Source organism: Streptomyces sp. NBC_00154 (assembly GCF_026342835.1).
In the GTDB taxonomy this organism is placed as follows: Bacteria; Actinomycetota; Actinomycetes; order Streptomycetales; family Streptomycetaceae; genus Streptomyces.
On the sequence record NZ_JAPEMI010000001.1, the window covers coordinates 3,242,490 to 3,258,473 of the forward strand.

General features: G+C 68.6%; 17 protein-coding genes. 13 read left to right on the top strand and 4 right to left on the bottom strand.

Annotation, left to right across the window (positions count from 1 at the left end; translation table 11 throughout):
• Positions 1–363 precede the first annotated feature (363 nt).
• Complete coding sequence (locus OHA03_RS14580) at positions 364–2,370, top strand: Ig-like domain repeat protein (protein ID WP_323181212.1); 2,007 nt, start codon at positions 364–366, stop codon at positions 2,368–2,370.
• A 274-nt stretch (positions 2,371–2,644) separates the two neighbouring features.
• Here OHA03_RS14580 and OHA03_RS14585 read toward each other — a convergent pair whose 3' ends face one another.
• From OHA03_RS14585 to OHA03_RS14600, 4 genes are all read right to left on the bottom strand, one after another.
• Positions 2,645–2,929: a hypothetical protein gene (locus OHA03_RS14585; protein ID WP_267004292.1), complete on the bottom strand. Its 285-nt coding sequence runs from the start codon at positions 2,927–2,929 to the stop codon at positions 2,645–2,647.
• A 183-nt stretch (positions 2,930–3,112) separates the two neighbouring features.
• On the bottom strand, positions 3,113–3,403 hold the full coding sequence (locus tag OHA03_RS14590; RefSeq protein ID WP_267004293.1) for a hypothetical protein: 291 nt from the start codon (positions 3,401–3,403) through the stop codon (positions 3,113–3,115).
• A gap of 1,153 nt (positions 3,404–4,556) precedes the next feature.
• Positions 4,557–5,105, bottom strand: a complete 549-nt coding sequence (locus tag OHA03_RS14595; RefSeq protein ID WP_267004294.1) for an N-acetyltransferase — start codon at positions 5,103–5,105, stop codon at positions 4,557–4,559.
• Positions 5,102–5,875, bottom strand: a complete 774-nt coding sequence (locus OHA03_RS14600) for a GntR family transcriptional regulator (protein ID WP_267004295.1) — start codon at positions 5,873–5,875, stop codon at positions 5,102–5,104. The genes OHA03_RS14595 and OHA03_RS14600 overlap by 4 nt, the downstream gene beginning before the upstream one ends.
• A 537-nt stretch (positions 5,876–6,412) precedes the next feature.
• Between OHA03_RS14600 and OHA03_RS14605 the strand changes: the two genes are divergently transcribed.
• The 12 genes from OHA03_RS14605 to OHA03_RS14660 all read left to right on the top strand — a co-directional run bounded on the left by OHA03_RS14605 (position 6,413) and on the right by OHA03_RS14660 (position 15,979).
• On the top strand, positions 6,413–6,724 hold the full coding sequence (locus OHA03_RS14605; protein ID WP_267004296.1) for a hypothetical protein: 312 nt from the start codon (positions 6,413–6,415) through the stop codon (positions 6,722–6,724).
• Positions 6,721–7,827, top strand: coding sequence for a hypothetical protein (locus tag OHA03_RS14610; protein WP_267004297.1), 1,107 nt, complete (start codon positions 6,721–6,723; stop codon positions 7,825–7,827). Before OHA03_RS14605 ends, OHA03_RS14610 begins: the two co-directional genes overlap by 4 nt.
• A complete protein-coding gene (locus tag OHA03_RS14615; protein WP_267004298.1) occupies positions 7,824–8,159 on the top strand; it encodes an RRQRL motif-containing zinc-binding protein in 336 nt (111 codons plus the stop codon). Before OHA03_RS14610 ends, OHA03_RS14615 begins: the two co-directional genes overlap by 4 nt.
• Positions 8,160–8,233: 74 nt before the next feature.
• Positions 8,234–9,808 carry a hypothetical protein gene (locus OHA03_RS14620; protein WP_267004299.1) on the top strand — a complete coding sequence of 525 codons (1,575 nt, stop codon included), beginning with the start codon at positions 8,234–8,236 and terminating at the stop codon, positions 9,806–9,808.
• Positions 9,809–9,810: 2 nt separating this feature from the next.
• Entirely contained in the window at positions 9,811–11,889 is a 2,079-nt protein-coding gene (locus OHA03_RS14625; RefSeq protein ID WP_267004300.1) for a hypothetical protein, read from the top strand.
• Between the two features lie 212 nt (positions 11,890–12,101).
• Positions 12,102–12,587, top strand: a complete 486-nt coding sequence (locus OHA03_RS14630; protein ID WP_267004301.1) for a hypothetical protein — start codon at positions 12,102–12,104, stop codon at positions 12,585–12,587.
• An 11-nt stretch (positions 12,588–12,598) separates the two neighbouring features.
• On the top strand, positions 12,599–12,772 hold the full coding sequence (locus OHA03_RS14635; protein ID WP_267004302.1) for a hypothetical protein: 174 nt from the start codon (positions 12,599–12,601) through the stop codon (positions 12,770–12,772).
• 18 nt (positions 12,773–12,790) lie between these two features.
• A complete protein-coding gene (locus OHA03_RS14640) occupies positions 12,791–12,979 on the top strand; it encodes a hypothetical protein (protein WP_267004303.1) in 189 nt (62 codons plus the stop codon).
• 87 nt (positions 12,980–13,066) lie between these two features.
• Entirely contained in the window at positions 13,067–13,969 is a 903-nt protein-coding gene (locus OHA03_RS14645; RefSeq protein ID WP_267004304.1) for a bifunctional DNA primase/polymerase, read from the top strand.
• Between the two features lie 191 nt (positions 13,970–14,160).
• On the top strand, positions 14,161–14,319 hold the full coding sequence (locus OHA03_RS14650; protein ID WP_267004305.1) for a hypothetical protein: 159 nt from the start codon (positions 14,161–14,163) through the stop codon (positions 14,317–14,319).
• Complete coding sequence (locus tag OHA03_RS14655) at positions 14,316–15,563, top strand: DUF3631 domain-containing protein (protein ID WP_267004306.1); 1,248 nt, start codon at positions 14,316–14,318, stop codon at positions 15,561–15,563. The genes OHA03_RS14650 and OHA03_RS14655 overlap by 4 nt, the downstream gene beginning before the upstream one ends.
• Positions 15,564–15,748: 185 nt before the next feature.
• Complete coding sequence (locus OHA03_RS14660; RefSeq protein ID WP_267008051.1) at positions 15,749–15,979, top strand: helix-turn-helix domain-containing protein; 231 nt, start codon at positions 15,749–15,751, stop codon at positions 15,977–15,979.
• The last annotated feature ends 5 nt before the right edge of the window (positions 15,980–15,984 follow it).

A 15,984-nucleotide genomic window follows, 5' to 3' on the forward strand; every position in this document is an offset into this window, starting at 1 on the left:
CTGCCAGGATGCACGCGACAAACAGGCCGCCTGGAGGGGGCCTCTTTCGATGGCGACCTCTTCGTCTCGAAGCAACCCGAAGGGGGCTTAAGTAGGGGCGAGTGTGCCGCTGACCTGCTGCGATGGTCCGCCGCCGTCCGTGCTTGTCTGGGGCTGTTCGCCAGCGTTGTCACGCAGTTGGACACTCACCACCGTTGGACCGAGTCATACCGAGTGCGCGCCTGCCATAGGAAGGTGCTCGGCTCCTGGGCGGCATCCAGTGGGACCTGCGGAAACTTGCGCAGGTGTGCCGTACAACCCTGAAGGGGCTCCAGGGGTCTTGTGGGCAACTGTCTTCCTAGTGGGGGTTGCATCACTGTGTGTGTGCGCAGCATTTCGGCCGTAACAGCGCTCGCGGTCACTCTCGGTTCTGTCGCCCTGATCGGGTCGGCGGCGGGCGCTGCTGTCGCCGACAGCAGCGCCGCGCTGCCCATCACGTCCAGCGGCGACATCATCGTGGACGGCGTTCACCAGCGGGTCTTCATCAGTGACCCGTCGGGAGGCAAGGTCGTCGCCACCGACTACAACGGCACCGTCATCGGGACGATCACCTCGCTGCCGCAGGCTGACGGCCTGGAGCTTTCCGCCGACTCGGCAACGGTCTACGTCGCCGTGCCGGGAGCTGATGAGATCGTGGCCATCGACACGGCGACGCTCACCGAGGCCAGGCGGTACGCGACGGGTGACGGCACAGATCCGCAGCACTTGGCGCTCGCGGGCGGCAAACTCTGGTTCGGCTATGGCAGCGTCGGCCACGGCAACATCGGCTCACTCGACCTGTCCGGCGGGCAGCCGCAGGTTTCCCTCGCCCAGGAGGCCGAGGGGACGTGGAAGGACGCTCCCCTGCTGGACTCGGCACCCGGCGCTCCCGACACCCTGGCGGCCGGCTCGCGCCAGTACTACTTCACCCTCGGCATCTATGACGTGTCGTCCGGCACGGCCAGCCGGACCGCGTTCCTCGGCGGGCAGGACGCGGCCATCGGCAACACCGCGGAGGACCTGGCGCTCACCCCGGATGGCACAGAGCTCGTGGTGGCCACCACAGCAGGCGACTTCCAGCAGGTCTTTCGGACCTCAGACCTGTCAGAGACCATCAGGTATCCGAGCAGCTACTGGGAACAACGGTCGGTGGATGTCGCGCCGGACGGCCTCGTCGCGGGGGGCACCGACACTTACGCCTCCTTCAACCGCCCCCATGTGTCCATCTACAAGCCGGGTAGCACGACCCCGAGGCGGACCGCCAACTTCACCGACTACCAGAATGGAATCGCCCAAGAGACCCTGCTCGACCACGGCGACCTCGCTTTCGCGCCCGACAGCAGCCGGCTCTTCGCGGTCACACACGACCTCATCAACAAGTACCGCCTGCGCGTCGTCACCGACCCCAGCAAGGCCGTCACCACCATCACGGTGAACGCCCCGGCGACGGCCGACCGTGCCAAGTCGCTGACCGTCTCCGGCAAGGTCACGAACACGCTCGGGCTGCCCGGGGGGACCACCGTCGCGGTCACCCGGACGGACCTGGAGTCCCCGAACGGCAAGGCGCTCCCGGCCGCGACGGTGAAGGCGGACGGGACCTTCTCCTTCACCGACACCCCGCCCGCGGGCGGCAAGGTCACGTACAAGATCTCGTATGCCGGCGACGCCGATCGCACGACTGCCTCCGCCTCCGACACGGTCGAGGTCTCCCGGAACTCCACGACCCTGACAGTGAACAAGAACGGCAACGTCTACGCCTACGTCAGCAACGTGACGTTCACCGCCCACCTCGGCACGACGTACAAGAACCGGACGCTCTCGCTCTACGCGGACACCGCGGGCGACGGCAAGGGCAAGTACCTGGTCAAGACCGGCACGGTCAACAGCGAGGGCAGCCTGTCGGTCACCTTGACCCTGAAGCGCGACACCACGGTGAGCGCGTCCTTCTCCGGCGACGCGCGGACCGCCCCGAAGACGGCCACGAGCTGGGTGGGCGCGAAGGTCAAGGTGTCGCTGAGCCTTAGCCGCTACTACAAGACGGCCACGGTCAGCGGGCACACCAAGTACTACTTCCGGAAGACGACCAATCCGCTCCTCACGACCACGATGACGGCCTACCCCGGCCGCTCGCAGAGGCTGCAGTTCCAGATCTACTACGACGGCGCCTGGCGGTCGGCGGGGTCCCAGTACTTCAAGCTCGACTCCACGGGCAAGTCGGTGGTGGAACTGGGCGGCACGCACCAGACCGGCTACTCGATGCGCGTGCGGTCGTCCTACATCAACGACTCCTCGGGCGACACCGTGAACTCGACCACGCACGGCTCCTGGAAGTACTTCACCTTCACCAGCTGAGGCCGCCCGCCCCCAAGGCCCGGCGCATCCGATGACGCGCCGGGCCTTGGGATACATCTTCCTCAGGGGATGCGATACAGCCGAGTGCCACGCTCAAGGACACGATGGCGCGCGCCGGCCACTCCTCGGAGCGGGCCGCGCTGATGTATCAGCACTCGGATCTTGAGCGGCAGAGGAATTCAGCGTTGGTCGTCGTTGAGCACCCTCCGACAGCCCTGAGACGGCCCGGGCCGGTCATGAGCCAGGGCGCCTGGTGTGCTCAGCCCGCATGCCGCTACAGACCGCGGAGTGCCTCGTACAGATCGTCGTAGGCTGACCAACAGTCGATGCTGCCGTCGTCGTACAGGCTGCCCATGCACCAGTCGTCGTCATGAACAGGCTTCACAAGGCACAGGCTGTGGAACCCGAGAATGATCTCTGGGTGCAGCACCTCGTGGGTTCCAGTGCCGGCCACCCACCTCACCGCCCGGTTTGGATCCAGCGCGACAGCCTTTCGGTCCCCGGACACGTCGCGGATCTGGTGGAGGGTCCAGCCTGGGGGTAGCGGTGCGTCTGCCATCCACGGATGATCTCAGCCGCCAGGTGTGGACCACCGCTTTAGGAGCGTGGTGGGGCGAGTTGAGGTCTGACCTGCGGGATGCCGTCTTCGGCGGAAGCTGGCCGCCCTTCCTGCCAGCAGCCGCAGTTCCCCGTGAGTCCCCGCCTGATCTGGCGCGGCCGTGGCACAGAGACCTGCCGTCGATTAGCCTTCGGCGACCAACATCAGGGAGGTGTGGTGTTCAGATTTCGCCGGCGGTCGAAAACGGTGCGGCAGCCCTGGATTGAGCGCGACTTGCAGCGGCGAATCGAGCAAGCTGATCCGGAGCGAGGGCGTGGGTTGTCCCTGCCGGCCGAGGTCCAAGGCGAGGCCCTGCGCTTGCTGCAGGCTGGTAACAGGCTTGAGGCCATCAGGATGATCAGGGAGGCGGGTAACTATGGGCTGGCGGATGCCACGCATATTGCCGCTGCCCTGCAGGGTCGTTGCAACGGACATGGACAGGAGTGCCAGGATCAGCAATGACCGTTTTGAGCTCCGGCCTCATCCATATCAGGTCGATCAAGGGGAGACGTCGACCTCGGCCAACCCTCTGTGTGCCTCGACTGGCTGTCTACTGACGTCCAGCGTCGACCGCCGCTTTTCGCACCTGTTGGTGTCAGCTGCTGATGTCAGGAACCGGGGCGCTCGACGAGTTCGGGGTACTTGTACGCCGGATCCTCTCCACAACGTGCACCGCCTGCTCCGGGTAGGCCCATAGTCGTACAGGCCCCGCAGACGATTCACACTCGATCACCAGCGCTCTGGTCGGGAGCCACAACATGTCGCGGAAGGTTGCTTGGCGTGCGCTGATGTAGCGCAGATCTTTCGGGAGTTCACGCAGCCGCGTCCACGACCAGCGAGGCTTCCATTGGAACTTGCCTCCAGCCCGTACCTGCCCAAGGCTGTATCGGCGCCCCTCGTCCGGCAGGTTGGCCCCGACCTGGAAGAAGACTGTTTGCCCTGCTTCGGTCTGAGTGGCTGTTCGCCGCGCTCGCCGCGCCATGAGCAGCGTCCCGATCACGCCGCCGATGAGGGCAGCGCAGAGTCCCGTAATCATGCGCGAAGGTAACAGGCGGCCAACTCATCGCCAAGGGGTTCGGCGCACCTTGGACCTGACATCACCCACCACTCGCCCCAGCTCCCATCCCGTCCGCCGTCGACCCACACACCGTGGAGCGGGCGTGGTTCATGGCGTCCAGGTGGAGCGCGCCACTGTACGAACGACCTGGACGCCATGGGCCGCGTCTGCTCGGCTCTGCCTGGGTCGATGGTGGTCGGGATGGGAGCCCACGACGCTCGCCACGATTCGGCCGGCACTCGCGTACGGCGCCCCCTCCATCCCGGAGTCTGAGCGCCCCCGCCGGAGGCACCTCTTTCGGCCGCTCGAACTGGTCGGCCCGGCCCCCTCGGGCTCCCACCCGGTGTCGGCCGTTTCTCTTGGGCTGGTGTCGCGCTCGGTGCGCCGCCGCCCGGCCGGGGGCAGCCGGGGCGAAGACAGAGGCAGCCCGCGGCCGGGGGCTGCGGCGCGCGCCGCGCTTGCGCGGCGCCTTGATGAAGTAGGGAAAGTTCTACCGCGCGGTGAACCGGGACAGCTCCCAAGGCCAGCTTGTCAGGACGAAGCGGTGTGGTCCTCGAAGCCGTGTTCAGCCGGTGCCGTTCGACGCTGTGCGAGCCACCCGGAGACGCGCGGTCCCCCGTTCACCGCGCCACCCTCTCGGACGGTGCGGACGTGCTCGAACTCTTCCCGAAGGTAGTACCGCTGCAGCGCCTCGTTCGTTGTCCAAGCGTCAAGGCGGAGCCACTTCGCACCATCTCGATACGCTCTGTCGCCCGCCCAGTCGAGCAATCGTCCACCAAGGCTCTGCCCAGCGTAGGCACGGGACACGGTCAGCTTGGTGACGAAGGTGGACGGCTCGGCCAACTCCTGTTCCGTCCACAGGCCCTCTTCTGCCTCAGGCGAGAGCGTGATGGTGGCTGCGGTCGTGGCGCCATCCATAACCATGAAGACGGAGCCGGCCTCAATCGTGGCTGTTAGCCGATCAGCAGGATAGGGACGCTGCCACTGGTCGCTGCCAAGATGCGCGAGCCAAGCGGCAGCCTCCTCGCGGAAGGCTACGAGCTTGGTCACGTCGTCCGGGTGGGCAAGGAAGACTTTCACTGAGGATCGTTCTCGCTTCGGGCGGACTGGTCGCCGATCTCGTAGTTCATCCGGTTTAGGTCGCCTCGGAACGTCGTGACGGTGCAGCGAATGGGCTGCTCAGCCGAGTACCCGGTTCGCATCCAAAGCAGCACTGGCACCCCCGCGCCGATCTCTAGAAGTCGAGCCTCGTCTGGGGTCGGCATGCGAGTGGAGATCTCGTCGAAGTACCCGACCTGCTCGGTTCCGTGCGCGGCGAGGTAGCGGGTTGTGCCCTCGTCTATGTCGCCGGGCTCGGCAAGGCGGGGAGCCTCGTCTGCGAGCCATGCTGGGTAGTACGTCGCCTGAGTCGACCACGGCACGTCATCGACGTAGCGATGGCAGAACCGCAGGACCGTACGCGATGCAGGCTCCACCTTCAGCCGCTCTGCCACGTCGGCCGGCGCGGGCAGAATCTCGACCCTGAACGTCTGATGCGGCCGACGCCCTGCGGCAGTTACGTCGGTGTTGTATGCATCGCCGTTCTGCGGGAAGTTCAGGTTCTCGAACCGGGAGGCGTTCAGCTCGAACACCTCATGCTTGGCGACCTCGTATCCGAGTCCCTGACTGGACGAGACAAGCCCCTGCATGACCAGCAAGCCCAGCCCGGACCGCACCGTGTTCCGCGACGCGTCGAAACGCGCTGACAGCTCGCTCTCCGAGGGGAGTCGGGACCCGGGCGGGTAGGTCCCGTTGTCGATCTCGCGGCGCAGAGCATCCGCGACTTGTCGGTACTTCGCCTGCTTGCTCATGACCCCATCATGACGCACTCGCTCAACTTGTTGGTACATGTGTGCCCCGATCGCTTGACGCCTCACGGTTCGTGGGTGCACCATCACTGCATCAGCTTGTACCAACAAGTTGAGCAAGCGGTGCAGCTCCTTCAAGTGTGTCGTCTTGCGTCTTATTCCCCTGCCTTCGGGCGGTGGATTGCAACGCACAGGAGCCTCGCATCGGTCGGGGGGAGGTGCCGGACAGCTGTTCGCCGAGAGGCGGGCGGTCCCTTGTCAGTCCGGACGGCAGGTCTCTGCCTACAGCGGGGCCCTAGCGACCTGTTCCTTGATCCGGCAGGCGCGTCCCCGAAAGAGACCACCTGAAGTACTCAACTCCGCAGCACACTCTGCGGCCGGTTGCCTCCTCCGCCTGTCCGGCCTTGTGGCCGTACCGGCGGGGCTGAGGGGAGCCGGAGAACGTCTTTTCCGCTTCATCCACAACGGCGTGCGGCCCCGGTGCTCGAACACCGGGGCCGCTGTTTTGGGCCGTTCCTACTGCTAGGGAGAACACGACCCATGAAGACCATCGTTGCTGGTCGCGAGCCTGTTACGGCGACCGAGTTCATCGAGCTGGCCCTGGGGATCGACCTGGAGCTGTTCACTGGTTCGGCCACGGAGTCCGCGATGGAGCGGGCCGCACGGCTGGACGTCGCACACGAGGTTCTGGCGGGCCTTCGGGAGAGTGACCCCGAGACCGCCGCCTACGCCGAATCGCTGCTGCGGACTCTGCCGGCCACAGCGCTCCGGCCGACCGGGCGACGGCCGCGCCACACCGGCCGCCGCCCGGTTACGGCGCGGCTCACCACCGGATCGGCGGTGGCCGCATGACCACGCAGCCGAATCCGGAGGGGCCCCGACGGGCCCTTAGCCGGGCGCAGAAGGTTGTCCTGGCTGCCGCGTTCGTGCCGATGCTCGCCACCGGCATCGCAGGTGGCGTCGGTACGTACAGCAACATCAGTGCCGCCTACGGGTCGGGTACCGCGCTCGGTGCCGTCGCGGCCGGTGAGGGCGCAACCGCGGTCCTGGCCCTGGTTCTGTTGGGGCTGACGATGCTGGGCCAGTCCTCCCCGCTCGTGGTCCGGGTGGGCCTGTGGGCGTTGCCGGCCGCGTCGTCGGTGATGTCGGGGATGGCTGCCGGTGACGATCCGGGTAAGACCGTCATCTACGCCGTGACCCCGATGGGCATGTGCGTGGCCGCGGAGGGCATGGCGTTCCTCGCGCGGCGCATCGTCGTCCACACGGACGGCCGTGACGCCGACGCGGAGCGCAAGGCCGCTGAGGTCGTGCAGGCGCTGGCCTTCCACCGGGCCCGTGCGGCCAACCACCCGGATGCGAAGGTGCAGGCACGGTCGGAGCGCACGTCATGGAAGCTCGCCCGCCGGGTCGGGATCGGTGATGTGTCCCTAGGGGCGCGGCTGGTCGACGTGCAGCGCGAGCGGGTCACCAGCGGTGCCGACGCAGCGCTGATGGACATGTTCTCCGTCACGGCCACCACGGCCGTCACGCCGGGCGTCACGCCTGCCGTCACACCGGCTACCTCCCGCCTCGAACTCGAAGCACCCACGGCCCCGTCGGAGGCAGGGGACACACAGGACAGCGCCATTGGGACCGCCCCGGAGATCCCGCCTGTGCCGCCCGTAACGGCCGAGGACGCGGCGGCCGAGAGCGGCTCCAACTCGGAGCCGGCGGTGACGCCGCTGACGCTGGCCGAGGTGGCCACCGTCGCGGGAGTCGTGACGCCGCAGACCGGCGAGACCCTAACCGACGATCAGTTGGTTGTCGTGCTGCGGCACCTGCGCTACTCGGAGGACCCACCCCTGTCCTACCGGCGGGCCGCCGCCTCGTTCCGCGAGGCCGGGTTCGTCGGCAGTGAGAAGCGCGTCCGCGTCGCGTGGGGCGCACTCCTCTCGCAGGAGGAGAACACGAGGTGAGCGCCCTGCCTTACCGCTGGCGGCTCGCACCGGACGGCTTCGCGACGTACCGGCAGCTTCGGGCCCTTGGCCTGCGCCCCGGCGGACAGGACGTGGCCGCCGTACTGCACCAGCCCCGTCGTCGCCGAGGCCCGCTGGTGGCCTATCTCTACCGCATCGACCGGGCCAAGCCCATCCGTCCCATGACCCCGGCCAAGTGGGCCGCGCTCGCCAAAGCGAACGCCGCTCAGCAGGTCTGTCCGAACTGCCGCCGGGACGCGGAGTACCGCATCCCGCGCTCGCTCGGCATGTGTGTGACCTGCGCCTATCCCGAAGAACAGTGCGCTGCGTGAAACCCCGCAGGGCCCGGCCGCAAGCCTCCACAGCACCGGTCGGGCCCCTACTCCCACGAAGGAGTGCACTCAGCATGACCGACACCACCATCACTTCGGTAGCGGCCCCCGAGGCCGCCCCGGACATCCCGCCTCCGGCACCCGAGCAGAAGCCCGCCCCGGCCGCCGAGGTGGACCACACCCCGGGCGGCTGGCCGGTCCTCCCGCTCGCGGTGACCGGCACGAACGCCACCACCTCCCTGCTCGCTGCCGCAGCGCTGGTCGGAGGCCCGGCCGCGCTTGCCGTTGCCGCCACCGGCGCGGTCGTCCTCGGCACGGCCGCGGCGACCCGTAAGCACCGCGAGAAGAAGAAGTCTGGCAAGGCCACCGGCCGTACGTCGCGCTCTGCGGCCGGTGCGGGATCGGCTGGTCGTACCTCCCGTCACGGCGGGGCGGGTCGAGTGCCGACGCAGACCGGTAGCGGGAACGCCGGCACCAGTAAGACCGCAGGTCGCGGCCGGGGGAAGTCGACCCGCAGCACCGCCGGTTCCTCGCTGGGGGCCGGGAAGTCGGGCGGACTGAACAGCCGCCCGCGCAACACCCGCAAGACACCGACCACACACGCCTCCACTGCAGCTCCGGGTAAGTCTCGGAGTCGTGCGGGGCAGGTCAAGGCGTTGCGGGCGTCGGCACGGCAGACGGCCCCGTCACGGGCGGCCCGGCGGGCCGAGACGACCGGGTCGCGGCGTGCCGTGGCGGATGCCCGCCGAGGTGCCAAGACAGCAGCGCGGTCGGCCTCCATGGCCCGTAAAGGCGCGATCGGCCGGTCCGTGGGCAAAGCCGCGGGCCGGGTCGCTGCGGCCAAGGGCGCGGTGATCGACCGCAACCGGGCCCAACGGGACCGTCGAGCCGCCGACAAAGTGGCCGGACAGCAGGGCGCGGTGCGCAAGGCCCCCGCCCGGAAGAGGGCCCGTAAGGCTCTGTGGCGGTCGGCCGCCCGGTTCCAGGGCCGTCGACTGCGCGCCGCCCTGCTCGCCGGGGCGTTGGGGCTGGTCGGCATGCTCACCACCCCGCTGGGCCGGAAGCTCGGCTGGGCCTGGCTGCAGTACCCGGGCCGCCGCCTCTACGCCCGCCTCACACACACGGCCGAGGAACAGCGCCACCAGCGGGATGACGCGATACGCGCTGCCCTGCAGGACGACGAAGCCGCCGCCGACGCCGAAGCGGCCGACGACAGTGCCGATCAGGTCGGCGGTACGGCGGAGCGCCCTACGGGGCCGACTCCGGCGGCACCGACCACCACGAGCAGTAGTGAGGGAGAGAACGTGTCTGGTTTCCGGTTCGAGGAGTACGCGGCGGAGATGGAGTCCGCTGCTGGGCAGTACGACCCCGAGAACGCCATGGAGATCCTGGCCATGGTCGAAGGGCTCCCGGCCGCGCTCACGAGCGTGGCGAACGTGATGAAGGTACTCGCCGAGCGGGCTGATTCGGAGTTCCCGCTGGAGAAGGACGTTGCGGACGGCTTCAACGACATCTTCGGCGCCGTCATGTCCGCCGTTGCGGTCGCTGAGGACATGGGTCCGCTGTTCCGCCAGTCCCACGAGCAGGACATCGCCCGCCACGAGGACCCGCGCAACGGGCCCGAGGCCGAGAAGGGATGGAACGTCTGATCATGACCACCAACACACAGGCCAGCACTGGGCCGGTGTGGGACTGGGCTGCCGGTCACGGACCCGTGACCGGCGCCTTGTCCGCCACCACCGGATGCCTCGCCGTCGCCACCACCGGAGCAGCCACCGGCATGCCCCCCGGCTGGGCCCTCGCCGTCGGCGCCGCCGGCGCCATCGGGCACACCATCAGCAGCCTGCGCGAACGCCTCTCCGCCCGGACCATCGCCATGCGGTCCGCTTCCTGGCTGGTCGGAGCCGGGTGGACGACCTGGGCCATGACCACCGGGCCCCTGACCTGGGCTGCCATCGGCTCCCTCGCCACGATCGGCGTGGGCATGGGCGCGGCGGCCCGTTCCACCCTCCTGTACGAAGAAGCACGGGAGTTGGAGGCGATCGCGCAGGCTGAGCGCCAGGTCGCCCGCGAACTGTCCGCCGAACGCCGGGCGATCGCCGCGGAGTGGGTCGACCGCGTCCAACGCGTCTGCGGCCTCACGCTGCGAGTCCTCGCGGTGGAGATCTGGCCCACCGGCACAGGGTTCACCGTCGATGCCGAACTCCCCGCCGGCGGCGCGACGTATGACAAGATCGCGGGCTACTCTGCGCAACTGTCCGCGGATGCGCGTCTGCCGCACGGCTGCACCGCGGTTGCCTCACAGGGCATCCACCAGGGCCGCGTTCTGATCGACGTCACCACGGTCAACGTCCTCTCCGAGGAACGCACTTACCCGTCCGACTACACGCCCCTGTCCATCTACACCGGCATCCCGTGGGGCTACCGCACCAACGCCGAAGAGATCTGCGTCTACCTGCGCGAACAGTGCGCCCTGGTCGTCGGCCCCACCGGGTCCGGCAAGACCAACATGGTGCACGTCATCCTTGCCGGGTTCGCCCGCACCACGGACGTCCTGACCTGGGTGATCGACCTCAACGCCGGATCGGCTGGCCTGTCCTGGGTCCGCCCGGCACTGGACGCGAATGGAGCACTCGTCGACGGGGTCCGGCCGGGCATTGACTGGCTTGCCTCGACGTACGAGGAAGCCGTGCTGATGCTCGATGCTGCCCTGGCGATCGGGCTGCGCCGCAAGGTCGCCTACCAGGACCTGATGGCCGAGCGGAACACCGACCAGCTCCCGATCAGCGCGAAGATTCCGCAGATCATGCTGGTCGTCGACGAGGGTGCGGAGATCCTGACCAGCACCGACCGGCGCATGAAGGAACTCGCGAAGAAGATCCTCGAAGTGATCCGCATGCTGCGCGCCATGGGCATCCGCACGGTGCTCACCGCGCTCGGTGCCACCGGGTCCGTGCTCGGCAACCTGATGATCCGCCGCGAGGCCAAAGCGCGAGTCTGCCTCACCGGCGGGGAAGTCGAAGGCATGGACCTGGGCAAGGTCTTCCCCGGCTCCCGTGGGCTCAAGGTGGACCAAGCCCCGTTCAAGGGCGCCGGGTTCATGGGCACCCCGGAGTCCCCGGCGGCCCTGTTCAAGAACTGGCGGATCCTGCCCAACCAGATCCGCGACATCGTGATCGCCACCTCCGACATGCACCCACACCTCGACGACATCTCCCGCAAGGCCGCCGCAGACGCCTACGCCTCGCGGTGGGATCCGGGGCGGACAGCCTGGATGCGAGACACCACCCACACCCCGGCCACCGACGCCCCGACGCAGACGACCAGCAGTATCGGCGCTCTGAACCTCGCTGCGCTCCGCAGCGACGAAGCCGCACCAGCAGACGATGAGGATGCGGCGGTGCGGGCGTTCATGGAACAGGTCGATGCGCAGTTCGCCACCGCCCCCGACCCCGAGGGCACCCCCGACGGTCCGGCCCCGGCGGGGCTGAATCTGTCCGCGCTCCGCGACGCCGACAACGAGGACGGCGGCCCGGCTTGGCTGTCGGATGCGGCCGCTGCTATCAAGGCTGCGGGCCCGACGGGCATGAAGCCGTCCGCCGTCGCCGACCTCGTCCGCCGCAGCCGGCAGGCTGTACGGGCCGCGCTCAAAGCAGCGGCCGAGCGAGGCGAGCTGGTCTACCGGGACAACGGACCGCACTCCGTCTACATCCACCCCGACCACGCCTGAACACCTCACACAGCGCTACCGGCTACTGGCTACTGCCAACTTGCCACTAGCCAGTAGAACGCCCCTCCACTGGCAACCAGGGGCCCCAACAGGCCCTTTCGCGCTTGCCAGTAGCCACTAGCCAGTAGCCACTACGACCACGCACTGTCACAACGCCTCGGGCGGCACCCAACCACCACGGGTGCCGCCCGAGGCGTTGAAGGGAGCCCTTTGTGTACCCCGAGACCGCGTACGAGATCACCACCCAGCCCCGTCCGGCCGACTATCCCGCCTACCTCCCCGCCCCCGAAGGGCGGGTGATGCTGCCCTCGGAGATCCCGCCCGGCGTCCAGATGGTCACCCTGCCCGGCGGCATACGCACCCTCGCCTACACCCCGAACCAGGCCCCGCCCCCGCCGCCGGTGCCTGTCTCGCAGCCGATCCCGGCATGGGCCAAGACCACCGCTCTCCTGACGCCGACGGTCGGCGGGGGAGTCGCCGCCGCGGGAATCGGACTCTCCTACGCAGCCCCGGGACTGATCGCCATGAGCCAAGCCCTGTGGTCCGCCGTCGCACTCATTGCCGCCGCGGCCATCGGCGTCCCCGTCCTTCTTCGCCTCGGACGCGCCGCGACCGGCACCAGCACGACGCACATCACGCAGAACATCACCGCGAGCGGAATGTTCGGCAAGGCCAACGGCACCATCAACCACCGCTAACGGGTGGGGTCATGCCACTCCTCGACTGGCGGGACGCCCGCCACTTCGACGCCGCCCGGAACCTGCCGTGCGTGCTCTGCGGCAAGCCCACACCCATGCGCTCCCACGACCGCGAACCGGTCCACAAGGTGTGCGCCGAGGACTGGTGCGACCAGAACCCCAACTCCAACCGCTTCCACAACTGAGTCAGAGAGCAGGGACCCATGCCCGACCGAAGGACGCGTGCCGACCAGGTATCCGACGCCATCGCCCGCCTCACAGGCAGACGCACCCTGCGGTGCCCGGCCCCCGACTGCGCCCTCCGCATCCGCTATCGCGCCGTCACCCCGGACGAAGCCCGCCGACTGGCCGCGCTCGCCCACGACCACACCCGCCACGGCACCAAGAAGTAGCTACGCCGAGGGCGGCCCCATCTCACGCCAATGAACGGGGGCCGCCCTCGTCTGCCAGCACTATTCACAGAACTGGAGAAATCCAGCATGACCCATGAAGCACGTTCCGCGCTGCTGGCCGCAGCGCTCGATGCCGCCGCCCGCGGCTGGGCAGTCTTCCCGTTACGGCCGGGAGGTAAGCCGCCCGCCCTGCACGGAGAGGCATCCTGCCCCGGCAGCGGTGAATGCACCACCGGTCACCGCAAGTGGGAGCAGCGCGCCACCACCGATCCCGACCGCATCCGGCAAGCGTGGTCCGCGGGCCGGTTCAACATCGGGGTCGCGACCGGTCCGTCCGGGCTGGTCGTCGTCGATCTCGACATGCCCAAGCCCAACAGCAGTGCGGACACGCCTTCCGGTGTGACGACCTTTGAAGCGCTCTGCGAGCGCACCGGCCAGGCCGTCCCGACCACCTACCGGACCCGGACCGCGAGCGGCGGACACCACCTGTACTTCACCGCCCCGACCGGCATCCGGCTCGCCAACAGCGCGGGCAAGCTGGGCCCGTTGGTCGATACGCGCGCATGGGGTGGCTACGTCGTCGCCCCGGGAAGCGTCGTCCACGGCGGCACGTACGACGTCGTCGACCCCGCGCCCGTGGTCGAGTTGCCCGCATGGCTGCTGAACGCCCTCAAGCCCGCCGAGCGCCCCGCACAGTCACCGCGGCTCGCCATTCCGAAGCATGGAAGCCGGGCCGCGGATACCGCCCTCGCCCGGGAGGCCGCAGCGATCAAAGCGGCGGAAGAGGGGCGTCGCGAGGCACAGTTGTTCCAGAGCGCCCGCTCTCTGGGTCGCTTCGTCGCGTGGGGCGACATCCCCCGGCACGTGGTGGAAGAGGCTTTTCAGTCGGCGGGTGAGTCGACCGGACTCCCGGCATCCCAGTGCCGCTCGACCCTGCGCAGCGCTCTGAACTGGTCCATCCGGACCTGCCGGCCGAGGCAGACGACATGAGCGACCGGCCGAACCCCCTACTGAAAAGCCGTACCTCAACGACCCGGCACCTCCGCCTCGCCGAACCGGCCCCGGCCGCGTCCGGCAGTGGTGCGCCGACAGTCGTCGCCCGTCAGGGCGTCCCTTCATCTGTTCGCCCTGACCCGCAGACCGGAGACGGCAGGTACCCCACCGGGTGGCTGCACGTCGTCATGCCACCACGAGCGATCCCCACCGCCACGTCCACCTGCCACTGCGGCCGCAACCGCAGCGCGGTCGGCCGCCGCAAGGTGATCGCCCTGGTCGAAGAACACGCCCACCACCGAACCCTCTGCCCTCTCCGCACGAACCAGGAAGGGATCGCCACGTGAACGCGACACCGACCACCCCGCCGATCGACGGCGCCGCCCTGCTCGACGAGGTGGAGGCCTTCCACCGACGGTTCAACATCTTCCCCAGGGAAGCCGCCTACGTGGCCGTTGTCCTGTGGGACGCGCACGCCCACCTCATGGACTGCTTCGACTCCACTGCGCGTCTGGCGTTCCTTTCCCCGGAGCCGGGCAGTGGCAAGAGCCGGGCTCTGGAGATCGTGGAAACCGTGGTGCCTCGCGCCCTGACCACGGTCAACTCCTCTGCCAACGCCCTCTTCCGTCTCGTGGACGCACCCGAGGGCCGCCCCACGATCCTGTTCGACGAGATCGACACCGTGTTCGGTCCCAAGGCTGGGGACAACGAACCGGTCCGCGGCTTCCTGAACTCCGGGTACCGCCGGTCCGGGAAGATGCACCGCTGCGTCGGTGACGGGGCCAACCAGACTGTCCAGCCGTTCTCGTCGTTCTGCGCGGTCGCCATGGCCGGGCTCGGCTCCCTGCCCGACACGATCCTGACCCGCTCCGTCATCATCCGGATGCGCAAGCGGGCCCCCAACGAAAGCGTGGAGTCCTACCGGCAGCGTCTCAACGAGCATGAAGGGTTCGCGCTGCGGGACCGTCTCGCCGAGTGGGCCGACAGCGTCCGCGACAGCGTGAAGGACGCCTGGCCCGAGATGCCGGACGGGATCAACGACCGGCCCGCCGACGTGTGGGAACCCCTCCTCGCCGTCGCAGATGCGGCCGGCGGCCACTGGCCCGACCGGGCACGGGCGGCGTGCGTCGAACTCGTCAACGCCGCCCAGGACAACGACGAAGCATCCCTGGGCGTCCGGCTGCTCACGGACCTGCGCGACGCCGTGTTCTGCGGAGCGGAGCGACTGCCCACCGCCGTCATCCTCGAACGCCTCCTCGCGATGGACGACGCCCCGTGGGCCGATCTGGACGACAAGCCCCTGAACTCCCGGGGCCTGGCCAAGTTCCTCGGTCAGTACGTCACCCCGGGCAACAAACCGATCAAGCCGCGTGGCATCCGCATCTCCTCCGGAACCCCGAAGGGCTACTACGCGGAAGACCTCGCGGACGCCTGGACCCGGTACTGCCCCCCGCCCCCTCCCAGGTCCGCAACATCCGCCACAGCCGCCACACCGCAGGTCAGAGGGGGTGAATCTGTGGCGGATAGCGCCACAGCCATCCGCCACACGCCCCCGGAAACCGCCACACCACTCTTCTCCGTGGCCGGCTGACCCGCACCGGCGCGCAGGTGCCGCCACACGTAGGTGTGGCGGCACCTATCCGCCACAGAACCGCTATCCGCCACAAACTCAAGCCGCTGACCTGCAATGTTGCGGCGTGGCGGATGTTGCGGATCCCCCAGAGCGAAGGAAGAGCACGCACTCGAAGAGGAGTCCCAGCCGTGGCACTCGTCCAGATGCACAAGGCCGACGCGAACCGAGCCGACTTTGACCCCTCGCTGCTCGCCGTGACGGTAGAGGAAGCGGCCCGTCGCCTGAGTATCGGCCGGACCACGATGTACGGCCTGATCCGCGACGGAGCAGTACCGACTGTCCCCTTCGGCCGCAGCCGAAGGGTCCCCGTTCAAGCGCTCGTCGACTACCTGACCCAGCGCATGCAGACACGAAGCAACCACGCAGCCGCGTAAGGAGA

Excerpts from the sequence above, each read along its gene's own strand:
- OHA03_RS14605 (WP_267004296.1), top strand. The coding sequence starts at position 6,413 with ATGAAGACCATCGTTGCTGGTCGCGAGCCTGTTACGGCGACCGAGTTC.
- OHA03_RS14660 (WP_267008051.1), top strand. The coding sequence starts at position 15,749 with ATGCACAAGGCCGACGCGAACCGAGCCGACTTTGACCCCTCGCTGCTC.
- OHA03_RS14635 (WP_267004302.1), top strand. The coding sequence starts at position 12,599 with ATGCCACTCCTCGACTGGCGGGACGCCCGCCACTTCGACGCCGCCCGG.
- OHA03_RS14650 (WP_267004305.1), top strand. The coding sequence starts at position 14,161 with ATGCCACCACGAGCGATCCCCACCGCCACGTCCACCTGCCACTGCGGC.
- OHA03_RS14625 (WP_267004300.1), top strand. The coding sequence starts at position 9,811 with ATGACCACCAACACACAGGCCAGCACTGGGCCGGTGTGGGACTGGGCT.
- OHA03_RS14620 (WP_267004299.1), top strand. The coding sequence starts at position 8,234 with ATGACCGACACCACCATCACTTCGGTAGCGGCCCCCGAGGCCGCCCCG.
- OHA03_RS14600 (WP_267004295.1), bottom strand. The coding sequence starts at position 5,875 with ATGAGCAAGCAGGCGAAGTACCGACAAGTCGCGGATGCTCTGCGCCGC.
- OHA03_RS14585 (WP_267004292.1), bottom strand. The coding sequence starts at position 2,929 with ATGGCAGACGCACCGCTACCCCCAGGCTGGACCCTCCACCAGATCCGC.
- OHA03_RS14640 (WP_267004303.1), top strand. The coding sequence starts at position 12,791 with ATGCCCGACCGAAGGACGCGTGCCGACCAGGTATCCGACGCCATCGCC.
- OHA03_RS14610 (WP_267004297.1), top strand. The coding sequence starts at position 6,721 with ATGACCACGCAGCCGAATCCGGAGGGGCCCCGACGGGCCCTTAGCCGG.
- OHA03_RS14590 (WP_267004293.1), bottom strand. The coding sequence starts at position 3,403 with ATGTCCGTTGCAACGACCCTGCAGGGCAGCGGCAATATGCGTGGCATC.
- OHA03_RS14645 (WP_267004304.1), top strand. The coding sequence starts at position 13,067 with ATGACCCATGAAGCACGTTCCGCGCTGCTGGCCGCAGCGCTCGATGCC.